The following is a 12,439-nucleotide window of genomic DNA, read 5'->3' on the forward strand; positions in this document are numbered from 1 at the left end:
TCGCGCTGCTTCGCGTATCAAGCAAGGGGCAACTTGGCGCTGCGATGGATGCTGACCCTGACGGGCTGTCCATCGGCACCCAACGCGCTAGCACCCAGACTAAAGCCGTCTCCCTGAGCGCAGAGGTGGTCGAGTTCTTCATCGAGCCGGGCTACTCCGCATCCAAGCTCACCATCGAGCAGCGGCCGGTGTTCAAGGACCTCTGGACATACGTCACGACGCACCGCGATGTCGAGTACGTCATCGTCTACATGCGCTCGCGGATATTCCGCAACCGCTACGAAGCCGCCATCGTGGAGCACCAGCTCAAACAGCTCGGCATCCGTCTGGTGAGCGTCCACGAGGATTTCGGCGAAGGCCCTTACGCCGACGCCATCGCTGGAGTGGTCGACGTAATGAACCAGCTCACGACGACCGTCCAGGGCCTCGACATCCAGGAGAAGATGCGCCGCAAGGCTGTCGATCTCGGCGGCACGCTGGGACGGGCCAAGCTGGGTTATCTGAACGTCACGATCAAAGTGGACGGCCACGACGTCAACACGATCCGACTGGACGAGCAACGAGCACCGTTGGTGCTACGAGCATTCGAGCTGTACGCCACCAACGAGTACTCGATCGAACGGCTCGAAGCCACAATGGCCGACCTCGGGCTCACCACGAAGGCGACGAAACGCTATCCAGAGCAGCCTGTTTCGGGCAGCAAACTCCACACGATGCTGAGCGACCCTTACTACATCGGCTTTGTGAGGTACAAGGGGCAGGTATACCCCGGACGCCATGAGCCCCTCGTCAGCCACGAACTGTTCGAGCGCGTGCAAGAAGTCCTCGGACTGCGCAGTGGCCGAGGACAGCGCGACCGGGTACACCAGCATCACCTCAAGGGCTTCTTGTTCTGCCAGCGGTGCCGAAAGGCCGGACGAACGTCCCGTCTGATCTACACCGAGCCCCAAGGCCGGGGCGGCATCCGTTACCGCTACTTCGTCTGCCGCGGCCGGCAAGATGGCGTCTGTAACCTGCCACATCTCCCAGTCGAGCTGGTGGAGCAAGCCGTCATCGACCACTACGACACCCTCACATTGCCCGCCGACTTCATCACGGAGATTCGCGCCCGGATGGCGAAGGTCGTCGCTGACGAGACGACAACAACCCGAGAGATGCACGCCGCCCTCACCCGCAGACTGAAAGAACTCGATGACCAGGAGGACCGGCTAATCCGACTCATGCGCTTCGGCTCTATGCCGGAGGCGAAGATCCGTACCGAACTGCTCGATGTTCAGATTGAGCGTGAACGAGCAGAAGCAGGCCTGACCCAAACCAGCGCCGAACTCGCCGCCGGTGCGCAGGTCCTGAACGATGCGCTGCACCTGGCTTCGGACCCGCAGCAGCTCTACCAAGGCGCCGACGACGCAACTCGGCGACTGCTCAATGAGACGTTCTACGAGCGGTTCTACCTCGATGACCTTGAAGTGGTTGAAGACGACAAAACGCCGATCATGCATGAGCTGCACGACGCACACTGTGCCTACCGGCAGCATCACGCGGCCGTTCCGGACGGGCTTGCCCTGGTCGAGGAGCGTGCTGGACATCCAGCGAAGAGAGCGGCATTGAACGGCGAGCCGCCACAGAAAGACCAAAGCGGCCCTAGTCTCGCCAGCGTTTTTTCGGTCGCTGGTTCAACTAAGGCCGCTCACGTCGGGATGACAGGATTTGAACCTGCGACCCTCCGCTCCCAAAGCGGATGCGCTACCAAGCTGCGCTACATCCCGTTTCCGTCCAGCGGCTCCGCTGGCGCCTCCCGATGGACGGGATCCGGCGGCGGGGATTGCCGACAATCCCTCATCGGAGCGGGTGACGGGAATCGAACCCGCACCATCAGCTTGGAAGGCTGAGGTTCTACCATTGAACTACACCCGCAGGCATACGACACCAATGGGATCGCCACGATGTCGTCTGCGTGTAGGACTGTACCGAACTTCAGTTCCGGAATGCCAATCGCACACCCGGTTTTCACACGGCGCGTCCGCCGGCCCGCTCACCGATGCGCCCGACTCCACCCGCAACTTACCTACAGCGACCGCACAGCAACCACGTCGACCGGTCGAGTGGCGCCTCCCGAGCGGTTCCGGCATTCCACCGCCGCGACACCCGAAGGCAATGCTCACCCCACCGGCGGCCGGTGCGCCCATCCGGCGCGGCCCGTTCCCACACCTGGGCACCACGCGGTACCGCAGCGACCCTTCTCGCGGGTGCGACGCCGAACATTTACTCCACGGCCGACCCCCCAGCGCCCTGTGATACTCGTCACCGGCGACTCTCGCCGCAGCCGCTCGATCCGGTGCGACGTCAAGGCCCCTGGCCTGCGATAAGAACGATTCGGGAAGTCCCGCCCACCCGCGGGTGAACGTGAGCGGCAACACGCCGTGAGCGACACGCTGGGGCGCGGTGTAACGCCGCAGGCCCGGCGTCGATCACACTGCCGATCGCCATTCGCGAGGTGTCGGAACAGGTTGTAAAACAGCGTCTTTCGGTGCCGAGTGGCTTGCTAGGATCCTTTTTGCCGGACGGGGGTATCTGGAAAGGGGGCGGTGAGCGTGCGCCGAAGGTGTACTCGACCGCGAAGCAGTGAGCGCGTTCCGGAGGGCGGGACCGGCCGGAGCGCCGGCGTCGACGACGTCTGCGCGAGGTGATCGGCGATGCCTGCCGAACTCGACGCGCAGACCGCCGCGATCGTCGCGGCGACGACACGGGACTGGGTTCGTGCCGTCTATCCCGGCAGCGGGCTGACAGTCGGTCCCGAACACCTCGAGCAGGTGTTCGCGGCCATCGTCGACGAATTGTTGAATCTTGCACAGTCCGAACCGTTTCCGGTGCCCGCCGCCCGCGCGATCGGGCGACGGCTGGCCGAAGCGCCCTTCGACCGCACCCGCATGCTCGCCCCTGCCACCAGAGCGCTGCTGGGCTTCGCGCCGGGTGAGTCCGGCTCCCTGGTGGCGACCCGGTGGCCGTTCGTGGCCAGCCATGCCATCGACAGCTATGCCGAGGCCCTGCAGCAACGCGCCCTGGCCCAGCAGGAGCGAAGTCTCACCGCGGCAGTTTCGGTGCGGGTGCAGGAGATCGCCGCGCTGCAGAACCGGCTGCGGCACGAGGCGACGCACGACGCGCTCACCGACCTCGCCAACCGCTCCCTGTTGCAGGAGCGGATGCGACTGATGGCCACCGATCACACCCGCGGCGTCGGCCTGCTGCTGATCGATCTGGACGACTTCAAGCAGATCAACGACGGCTACGGCCATTCCGTCGGCGACGAGGTGCTGGTGGAGATCTCGCGGCGGCTGCGCGCGGCCTGCCCGGACGAAACGGTCGTATGCCGCTACGGCGGCGACGAATTCGTCCTCGCCCTGCCCGCCCGCCGCAATACGCTCGCCGAGGTGGCGATGCGTGTGCTGACCGCGCTGCGCGATCCGGTACCGACCGATGCCGGGCCGGTGCCGGTGTCCGCGAGCGTCGGCACCGCGTTCTCCCCACCCGGACGTCCGTGCGACTTCTCCGATCTGCTGCGCAGCGCGGATCGCGCGATGTACTCGGCCAAGACGGCCGGCAAGCGGCAATTCGCACTCTCCGAACTCGGCGATTCCGACGGCGAGCCGGGCGGTTACGGCGCCGCCCGACTCCACTACGACGCGGCCGTCGCCGGCTGAGAGCAAGCCTCGGGCAAACCGTCGACGCGTACTCTGGTCGACGTGTGGCTCTTGCTGATTCTTCTGGTCGTCGTGCTGATCGCGTTCGTCGCGATGGCGGTCGCGGGGCGTTCGAACCAACGCACCCGGGAGAACAACCAACTCGCCGACGCGAAGGCTGACGCCCGCCGGTTGATCGAACGCCTCGGCGGCCAGGTCTACAACCTCACGGGGACCGACCAGGCGTCCAAACAGGCGCTCGCGGATGCGGGTGAACGACTCAACGCCGCCGGCTCGCAGATCGATCAGGCCACCACCGTCACCCAGGCGCGGCTGGCCAAGGAAACCGCGATCGAGGGCCTGTACTACGTGCGCGCGGCGCGGACCGCGATGAATCTCGACCCCGGTCCCCCGGTGCCTGAACTGGACGGGCAGCGGTCCGCCGGACGCGTCACCGAGGACCGCACCGTCGACTTCGACGGCCGCCGCATCGAGGCGTCGCCCACACCCTCCCCGCAAACTCCGAACTACTACCCGGGCGGCCGGGTCGCCGGTCGTCCGGTGCCCGCCGGCTGGTACTCCGAGCCGTGGTGGAAGACCGCACTGGTGGCCGGCGCCTGGGGTGTGGGCTCGGTACTGCTGTTCGACGCGCTGTTCGGCGGCATGCACGGCGTCGGCTACGGCGCGGCCGGTTTCGAAAACGGTTACGGCGCAGGCTATGACGCCGGATTCGACGCGGGGCAGGACGCCGGTCAGGATCCCGGGCAAGGCTTCGACGGCGGCGACCAGGGCGGATACGACACCGCCGGGTACGACGGCGGCGCCTACGACCAGGGTGGCGGGTACGACGGCGGCGGATATGACGGCGGTGGCTTCGATGGGGGCGGCTTCTTCGACGGCGGTGGTGGCGGCTTCGACGGGGGCGACTTCGGCGGATTCGACGGAGGTTTTTAGCTTTCCGGCAACCGGAAGTTGCGCCTCCGTTTACGTTGTGTTATCGATCTTCAGTGTTGATCGACCACGAGGCGAGGGTAGTTCCCTCGTCGTCGTTATCCAGGGGTGGGACAAAGCCCCGACTATGGGCCGCTGCCGCATTCGCCGCCGCTGTGGCCCTGCTCACCATTGCCCAGGTGTGGGCGTCCGCCCACGGCGCCCTCGGGCCCCTTCGTAGTCTCCTCGCCGATTACGCGGCCGACCCGCAGTCGGCGTTCGTCTCCTGGGCGGGGCTGGGCCTGGCCTGCGTCGGTGTGCCCGCGCGCATCCGGATCGTCAGCCTCGCCTCCGCGGCGGTGCTGGACCTGCTGGTGCTCGGCGTGCAGGCGCTGTGCGGCTGGCACCTTTCGATCGGAACCGGACCCACGCTGGTCTTGACCGCGCTGGTGCTGACCGTCGCCCGATGGCATGGCCGGCCACGGCGGATCGCTCTGCGCGCCATCGCGTTCGGCGTGTTGTTGATCATGGCCTCGAAGCTCGCCGATACGTGGCTGCTGGTGAGCATTTCCGCCGGTCCCCGCGTACTGGATCAGTACGTGCAGTATGCCGATCGGGCATTGGGTGATCCGGCGTGGGTGGTGGGCAGCATGCTCGACGCCGCGGGCCCGATTCCGTCGAACGTGTTGCACGCGGTGTACATCCAATTGCCGGCGGCGGCCGTGGTGGTCGCGGTCTGGCAGCTGCGCCATGTGACGACAAGGCCGTGGCCGCGGCACAACCTGCTGCGCACGTTCCTGGCACTGGGCATCGTCGGGCCGCTCGTCTACGTGCTGTTTCCCGTGGTCGGCCCGGTCTTCGCCTACGGTCCGCTGGGCCACGGCATGCAGATCGGCGACTGGCCGCATGCGGTGCCGGCGATATCCGGCACCCCGGCGCCGATGCTCTTCGATTCCGGCACCGCACGTAACTGCATGCCGTCGATGCATACCGCTTGGGCCACGGCACTGTTCATTCATTCCCGCTCCGGCCCGCGGTGGCTGCGCTGGGGCGGGGCGGTGTGGCTGGTGTGCACGCTGCTGGCGACGCTGGGCTTCGGCTACCACTACGGCTGCGATCTCGTGGCGGGCGCGGTCCTGTGCCTGACCGTGGAATCCGCGCTGCGCGAACCCGATCGCGGCTGGGACGGCCACCGAATCCGGATGGTGGCGCTCGGCGCCGGGGTTTTCGCGGGGCTGCTGCTGTCCTATCGTTTCCTCGCGGAGACCATGGCCGCCCACCCGCTGCCGTCCGGACTCGCCGTCCTGGCCGCACTCGCCGCCGTGATCTCCCTCTTCTACACGACGTGGTTCGCCGCGCCCGAGCGCCGAACGGCGAACATCGAAAGGTCGGTCTCAGCTTCATGATCACGGTGCGGACGGAACGGCGCCGGCTGCTCCGCCACCAGCGTGCGGACGACACGAGATATTTCCCCCGCATTCCGATCGTGATCGGAATTCTGCTCTCGGTGTCGGCCGCCCTGCTCATCTCGGCGCTGCACGGTTTCCTCGATCTGCAGGTCTATCGGGTCGACACCCAGGCCTGGTTGCACCGCGGCGCACTGTACGGACCCCCGCTCCCGGTGGCCGGCCACACCGACCTGCCGTTCACCTATCCCCCGTCGGCGGCGGTACTGATGACGCCGCTGGCCGTGATGCCGCTCTGGCTGGCGGAGATCGCGGTGACGGCCAGTTCGCTGGCCTGTCTGTCGGTGACCGTCTGGCTCGTCCTCTCCCGGATCCGGCCCGATCTCAGCCCCCGGTCGAAAGCAACCCTGACCACCCCGGTCGTCATCGCGATGGCGGCGCTCGAACCAGTGCATACGACGCTGTGGTTCGGGCAGATCAACATCATCCTGATGGCCGCGGTCGCGCTGGACTGCCTCACCGTGAAACCCCGCTGGCCCCGAGGCGTGTTGATCGGCATTGCGGCCGTCACGAAACTGACTCCCGCGGCCTTCGTGCTGTATCTGCTGATCCGCCGGGACTGGAAGGCGGCGGGAACGGCGGCGGCGACCGCCGCGGGGGTGGTGCTCGCCGGATTCGTGCTGTTCCCGCGGACGTCCACGCAGTACTGGCTGCACGCGATCGTCGAGACCGGACGCATCGGCGCGCCGTACTACGCCGGTAACCAGTCCCTCAAAGGCCTGGTCTATCGACTCGGCCTGCCCGAATCCGCGGCAGTGGCGATATGGCTCGGACTCGGGCTCGCCGCCGTCGCCGCCGGCGCGGTCGCGATGTACCTGCTCCTGCGCGCCGAGCGCACCGCCGGCACCGGCCCGATCGCATCCGGGGATGCCTCCGCGATCACGAAATTCTCGGTCGCCGCCCTGCTGGTGAATGCCGCGGTGCTGCTATTGGTTTCGCCGGTGTCGTGGACCCATCACTGGGTGTGGGTGGCGCCCGCACTGGTGACCGCCGCCCTGTGGTCCACGAGCAGATCCGCGACGGCGGTGGCCGGCGCGGTCGCCGCCGTCGCCGCGCCGTTCCTGATCGGACAGGTGCTGGTGCCAGGTGGTGGGGACCGGGAGCTCGACTGGAATTGGTGGCAGCACTTGCTGGGCAATACCTACGTCCTCGTCGCCGTCGCGCTGCTCGGACTCGCGCTCACGCGCGTGCTCCGGCGTCGCGCCCCGGCGATACCGGCCGCTCAGTCCGGCTGACAGGTGGGGCACCAGAACAGGTTTCGCCCCTCGAGCACGACGTGCGCGACGGTGGTTCCACAGATCCGGCAGGGCTCTCCCGCACGGCGATAGACGTAGGTGCGCGGTTTGCCGACCGCATAGGACGGCGCGCCGCGGTCGTGTTCGGGGCGCACCACCACGATGGCGCCCCGGCGCACGCCGACCTTCATCAACGCGACCAGATCCGCCCACAGCGCGTTCCACTCCCCGGCGGTGACCGCTCGGCCGGGACGTTGCGGTGAAATGCCGTGCCGGAAGAGCACTTCCGCGCGGTAGACATTGCCCACACCCGCCACCACCGACTGATCCATCAGCAGCGCCGCGACCGGCCGGTTCGAGCGGCGGATCCGCTGCGCCGCCCGATCCGGATCGGCATCGCGCCGCAGCGGATCCGGCCCGAGCCGGGCGATGAGGACGTCGACTTCCGGTCCGTGCAGGACCTCGCACGCGGTCGGCCCGCGCAGATCGGTCCCATACAGCGCGCTCGCCGACCTGCCGGCGCCGATCATCCGCATCCGCACCTGGCCGACCGGATCGCTCAGCGGCGCGGGCGATTCGGTGAAGGTGCCGTAGAGACCGAGGTGCACATGGACCACCAGGCCCGAGTCGTAGTGGTGCAGAAGGTGTTTACCCCACGCCTCGGCCTTGGTCAGCGTGGCTCCGTCGACCAGGGCGGCACCGTCGGCGAACCGCCCCTGCGGGCTGGATACCCGCACCACACCGCCCGCGAAGCGCTGCTGATGCAGCTTCGCCAGGCGATGCAGCGTATGCCCCTCAGGCATCGACCGAATTCCGTTCCACTTCCACCGGCCCTCGGCCGGACGGCGCCGCCCGGCCCGGTTCGGTACCCGCTAGCTCCGCACCGCCGGCGGCTGACCGGTCTTCTCGTATTCGGCGATGATGTCGATCCGCCGCTGATGCCGCGCCTCGTCCGACCACGGCGTCGCCAGGAACGCATCGATGATGGCGAAGGCCTCCTCGGTGCTGTGCATCCGGCCGCCGATGCCCATGAGCTGCGCATTGTTGTGTTCACGAGCCAGTTTCGCGGTCTCCACGCTCCAGGCCAGCGCACAGCGCGCGCCGGGAACCTTGTTCGCGGCGATCTGCTCACCGTTACCGCTGCCACCGAATACGATGCCGAGGCTGCCTGGGTCGGCGACGACGCGGCGGGCGGCCTCGATGCAGAAGGCCGGGTAGTCGTCGACGGCGTCGTACTCGTGGGCTCCGCAGTCGACCACGTCGTGACCGGCCTGCGTCAGATGATCCTTCACTTGGTTCTTCAATTCGAAGCCGGCGTGGTCGGCACCCAGGTATACGCGCATGGCTGAGATTCTGTCAGGTGGGTGGTTTCGCTCCACATGGGGTCGTTTCCCGATCCTCTATAGAGTTCAGCCCATGCAGTCCGAAGATCAGTGGGCCGATCAGTCACCACAGCAGGAGCGCGGACCGGGGTGGAATCCGGTGACCGGTATGGCAGGGTGGGATCCTCGGCTGGGACCGCCGGGATGGGGTCCGCAGCAAACGTTTTCGCCGCCGCACATCCCTCCGTACCAACCGACGCGAGGGCTGTCGCCGTGGGGTATGCCGGCCCGGCACAGCTGGGAGATCCCGCTGCTGATCGTCGTGATCCTGGCCACCGTCAGCGGATATCTGATCGCGCTGCTGTTCCTGCTCGTCGGTGCGGTGAACTATTACGTCCTGCTGCTGATCCTCGCGCCCCTGCTGCTGTGGTTCGGCCGCGGCACCAATTATTCGATGCAGCGGCTCAATGCCGTGAAGATGTCGCCCACTCAGTTTCCGGAGGGATACCGGATGGTGGTCGAGGCGGCCGCGCGCTTCGGCATGGCGACCGTACCGGATGCCTACGTGGTGCTCGGCAACGGGCAGATCAACGCCTTCGCCTCGGGACACGGATTCCGCCGCTACGTGGTCGTCTACAGCGATCTGTTCGAGATCGGCGGTCAGGCTCGTGACCCTGACGCGCTGGCCTTCATCATCGGCCACGAGGTCGGCCACATCGCGGCCGGCCATGTGTCGTACTGGCGCCAGCTGGGCATGTTCCTCGTGCCGTTCCTGCCGATCATCGGCAACTCGCTGATTCGCGCGCAGGAGTACACCGCCGACAATCACGGTTTCTGCAACCGCCATCTCGGCGCCCCGGGCGCGATGAAAACCCTTGCGGGCGGTAAATATCTGAACTCGCTGGTCGATTTCGACGAGATGGCCGACCGCGCGCCACAGGACAAGGGCTTCTTCGTCTGGATGGTCAACGCCATGTCCTCGCATCCCGTGCTGACCTGGCGGATGTGGGCGCTGCGCGACCGTAGCCGGCACGGGCGAATGTTCCTGCGGCCGAGCGGTCCGCCGCCGCCGCGAATGACGGCGATGCCTCCGCCGTACCCGTCACCGGCAGCCCCGCTGTACCCGTCGTCGCCAGCGGCCCCGCCGCAGCCGACGCCACCGGCCGGACCGCCCGCCCAGCCGGGCAGCTACCCCGGGTACGGCGAGATTCCGGGGCTGCCGCCGCGATAGCAGTGCGCCCGGCACGGGGCGCGGTTCGCCCCGTGCCGTCGACGCACTAGTCGAACTGCGGGTCCTCGGTGCGGGTCCGCTTGAGCTCGAAGAAGTGTGGGTAGGACGCCAGGGCGACCGCCCCGTCCCACACCTTCCCCGCCTCCTCGCCGCGCGGGATCCGCGACAGCACCGGGCCGAAGAAGGCGGTGTTGTTGATATGGATGGTCGGCGTGCCGACATCGGGCCCCACCTTGTCCATGCCGGCGTGGTGGCTCTTGCGCACCGCCTCGTCGTACTCGGTGCTCGTGGCGGCCCCTGCCAGCTCGGCGGGCAGCCCCACCTCGGCGAGAGCGTCGGCGACGACCGCGGCCAGGCTGTCCGCCTGGTTTTCGCGCTCGTACTCTTCCTTGCGATTGTGTATGCGGGTGCCCATCGCGGTGTACAGCGGCGAGAGCACCTTCTCACCGTGCTGTTCGGCCGCCGCGATGGCCACCCGGACCGGCCCCCATGCCGATTTCATCATCTCGACGTAGCGCTCGGGGAGATCCTCACGGCCCTCGTTGAGCACGGCCAGACTCATGACGTGGAAGTGTGTGTCGATATCGCGGACCTTCCCGACCTCCAGAATCCAGCGCGAGGTGATCCAGCACCACGGGCACAGCGGATCGAACCAGAAATCGACGCGGTCCCTGGAACCGGCGGTGGTCGTCTGATCGCTCACATTTCGTCCCTTCGAAGAAACAGTGGGGAGGCCGCACGCCACCCGCCCTCAGCATTGGTCAACGCAGCGAAGTTGGCGATATTTCCCGATCGCCGCGAGATCGCACAGTAGGGTCGGATGCGACCCTGGTTGCCCGCTGCCCGGAGGTTTTCCCCATGCCCACAGATTCCAGATTCGTCGTCGTCGGTGGTGGTCTGGCCGCCGCGAAGCTGGCGGAGTCGTTGCGCGACAACGATTTCGACGGCGCCATCACGTTGATCGGCGAGGAGGCGCAGCTACCCTACGAGCGGCCGCCGCTGTCGAAGGAACATCTGCTCGGCAAGAAGTCGCTCGCCGATTTCACCGTGCACCCCGAGCAGTGGTACCGCGATCACGAGGTCGAACTGCTGCTCGGCACCACCGTCACGGCCATCGACCGTTCGTCGAAAACGGTTGCGCTGCCGGACGGTTCGACCCGGCCCTACGACAAACTGGCCCTCGCCACCGGATCGCGCTCGCGCCGATTGCCGATTCCCGGCGCCGATGCCGAGGGCGTGCACATGTTGCGCACGATCGAGCAGTCCGATGCGCTGATCTCACTGTTCGGCTCGGCGCGGCGGCTGGTCGTCATCGGCGCGGGCTGGATCGGCCTGGAGGTCACCGCGGCCGCGCGCACCGCAGGTCTCGAGGTGACCGTCCTGGAGGTCGGCGCGGTCCCGCTGCAGGCCGCGCTCGGCGAGGAGATGGGCGCGGTCTTCGGCGAGCTGCACCGCGCGCACGGCGTCGATCTGCGCTGTGGCGTGAAGGCCGCCGAGATCGTGACCGCCGGCGGGAAGGCCACCGGAGTCCGGCTCGCCGACGACACGGTCGTGGACGCCGATGCGGTGCTGATCGCGGTCGGCGCCCGGCCGAATATCGAACTGGCCGCCGACGCGGGGCTCGCGGTCGAGGGCGGCGTGCTGGTCGACGAGAGCCTGGCCAGCAGCGATCCGGATATCGTCGCGGTGGGCGATATCGCCGACCAGCAGCATCCGGTGCTCGGACAGCGGGTGCGGGTGGAACACTGGGCGACCGCACTCAACCAACCGGCCGTGGCGGCGCTGACGATGCTCGACCGGCCCGCGACCTACGATCGACTGCCGTACTTCTTCACCGACCAGTACGACCTCGGCATGGAGTACACCGGTTTCGTCGCACCAGGCGCGACCACGTCCGTGGTGGTGCGCGGCGACACCGGCAGCCGCGAATTCGTCGCGTTCTGGCTGGACCAGGGCAATCGCATGCTGGCCGGGATGAACGTCAACATCTGGGACGTCACCGATCGGATCAAGGAACTGATCCTCGGCGGCGAACCGGTGAATCCGGACGCACTGGCCGACCCGAGCACCAACTTGTGACCACAGTCACAGTCGAGGTAGGTCGACGAGCCGCGGCCGGCTCCGACCCGATCGTGAGCGCGCCGCGGTGGCGCGCCGGCGAGCCGAGGAGATCATCGTGAAGTACATGCTGCTCAAGACCTACCGCCCCGCCGCGCACTGCGACACTCCGATCGGCGAATGGCCGCCGGAGGACATCGCGGCCCATATCGAATTCCAACGTGCGCTCGGTGCGGCACTGCGCGAATCGGGTGAACTGGTCGACGCCCAGGGCCTGGCGTTTCCGGATCAGGCCCGCATCGTCAGCGCCGACGGGCGGTCCGCGCCGGTGGTCACCGACGGCCCGTTCCCGGAGACCAAGGAATTCCTGGCGGGCTACTGGATCGTCGATGTGGACAGCGCCGACCGGGCGTTGGAGATCGCCGCGCAGGCATCGGCCGCACCGGGCCCGGGCGGCGCCCCGATCGGTGAATACATCGAGGTGCGCGCGGTGATGGACGCCCCGGTGAGCGAGGCCTGA

At 67.6% G+C, this 12,439-nt stretch carries 11 protein-coding genes, 2 tRNA genes and 1 pseudogene; 8 read left to right on the forward strand and 6 right to left on the reverse strand.

All coding sequences use genetic code 11. The features are described 5' to 3' along the window. Positions 1–44: 44 nt before the first annotated feature. Positions 45–1,004 (forward strand): annotated as a pseudogene (locus tag C5E41_RS36030) (recombinase family protein); the annotation flags it as partial. A gap of 204 nt (positions 1,005–1,208) precedes the next feature. Here C5E41_RS36030 and C5E41_RS25515 read toward each other — a convergent pair. The 3 genes from C5E41_RS25515 to C5E41_RS25525 all read right to left on the reverse strand — a co-directional run bounded on the left by C5E41_RS25515 (position 1,209) and on the right by C5E41_RS25525 (position 1,914). Then, positions 1,209–1,586, reverse strand: coding sequence for a hypothetical protein (locus C5E41_RS25515; RefSeq protein WP_104378279.1), 378 nt, complete (start codon positions 1,584–1,586; stop codon positions 1,209–1,211). 106 nt (positions 1,587–1,692) lie between these two features. Beyond that, positions 1,693–1,766: transfer RNA gene (locus C5E41_RS25520), tRNA-Pro, on the reverse strand. Positions 1,767–1,843: 77 nt separating this feature from the next. Further along, positions 1,844–1,914: transfer RNA gene (locus tag C5E41_RS25525), tRNA-Gly, on the reverse strand. Positions 1,915–2,693: 779 nt separating this feature from the next. Here C5E41_RS25525 and C5E41_RS25530 point away from each other — a divergent pair. The 4 genes from C5E41_RS25530 (at position 2,694) to C5E41_RS25545 (ending at position 7,308) form a co-directional block, all read left to right on the forward strand. Beyond that, the gene (locus tag C5E41_RS25530; protein ID WP_104378280.1) at positions 2,694–3,698 is read left to right on the forward strand and encodes a GGDEF domain-containing protein; all 1,005 of its coding nucleotides are present in this window, start codon (positions 2,694–2,696) and stop codon (positions 3,696–3,698) included. 93 nt (positions 3,699–3,791) lie between these two features. After that, the gene (locus C5E41_RS25535) at positions 3,792–4,631 is read left to right on the forward strand and encodes a DUF1542 domain-containing protein (RefSeq protein ID WP_439956496.1); all 840 of its coding nucleotides are present in this window, start codon (positions 3,792–3,794) and stop codon (positions 4,629–4,631) included. A gap of 53 nt (positions 4,632–4,684) precedes the next feature. Then, positions 4,685–6,013 carry a phosphatase PAP2 family protein gene (locus C5E41_RS25540; protein WP_258081252.1) on the forward strand — a complete coding sequence of 443 codons (1,329 nt, stop codon included), beginning with the start codon at positions 4,685–4,687 and terminating at the stop codon, positions 6,011–6,013. Beyond that, positions 6,010–7,308, forward strand: coding sequence for a glycosyltransferase family 87 protein (locus tag C5E41_RS25545; protein WP_258081253.1), 1,299 nt, complete (start codon positions 6,010–6,012; stop codon positions 7,306–7,308). The genes C5E41_RS25540 and C5E41_RS25545 overlap by 4 nt, the downstream gene beginning before the upstream one ends. Here the strand turns inward: C5E41_RS25545 and C5E41_RS25550 are convergent. Together C5E41_RS25550 and C5E41_RS25555 are read right to left on the reverse strand one after the other, a co-directional pair. Continuing rightward, a complete protein-coding gene (locus C5E41_RS25550) occupies positions 7,296–8,111 on the reverse strand; it encodes an Fpg/Nei family DNA glycosylase (RefSeq protein ID WP_104378283.1) in 816 nt (271 codons plus the stop codon). The genes C5E41_RS25545 and C5E41_RS25550 overlap by 13 nt on opposite strands. 69 nt (positions 8,112–8,180) lie before the next feature. Next, on the reverse strand, positions 8,181–8,651 hold the full coding sequence (locus C5E41_RS25555) for a ribose-5-phosphate isomerase (RefSeq protein WP_104378284.1): 471 nt from the start codon (positions 8,649–8,651) through the stop codon (positions 8,181–8,183). A 73-nt stretch (positions 8,652–8,724) separates the two neighbouring features. On the opposite strand from C5E41_RS25555, the gene C5E41_RS25560 reads away from it, so the two are divergent. After that, positions 8,725–9,861 carry a M48 family metallopeptidase gene (locus C5E41_RS25560; protein WP_439956492.1) on the forward strand — a complete coding sequence of 379 codons (1,137 nt, stop codon included), beginning with the start codon at positions 8,725–8,727 and terminating at the stop codon, positions 9,859–9,861. Positions 9,862–9,907: 46 nt separating this feature from the next. Here the strand turns inward: C5E41_RS25560 and C5E41_RS25565 are convergent, their stop codons facing one another. Further along, on the reverse strand, positions 9,908–10,564 hold the full coding sequence (locus C5E41_RS25565; protein WP_104378285.1) for a mycothiol-dependent nitroreductase Rv2466c family protein: 657 nt from the start codon (positions 10,562–10,564) through the stop codon (positions 9,908–9,910). A 155-nt stretch (positions 10,565–10,719) separates the two neighbouring features. Between C5E41_RS25565 and C5E41_RS25570 the strand changes: the two genes are divergently transcribed. Both C5E41_RS25570 and C5E41_RS25575 read left to right on the forward strand, forming a co-directional pair. After that, positions 10,720–11,940: an NAD(P)/FAD-dependent oxidoreductase gene (locus tag C5E41_RS25570; protein ID WP_104378286.1), complete on the forward strand. Its 1,221-nt coding sequence runs from the start codon at positions 10,720–10,722 to the stop codon at positions 11,938–11,940. 97 nt (positions 11,941–12,037) lie between these two features. Continuing rightward, complete coding sequence (locus C5E41_RS25575; protein ID WP_181063417.1) at positions 12,038–12,439, forward strand: YciI family protein; 402 nt, start codon at positions 12,038–12,040, stop codon at positions 12,437–12,439.

The organism is Nocardia nova (genome assembly GCF_002933465.1).
GTDB classification, from domain to species: domain Bacteria; phylum Actinomycetota; class Actinomycetes; order Mycobacteriales; family Mycobacteriaceae; genus Nocardia; species Nocardia nova_B.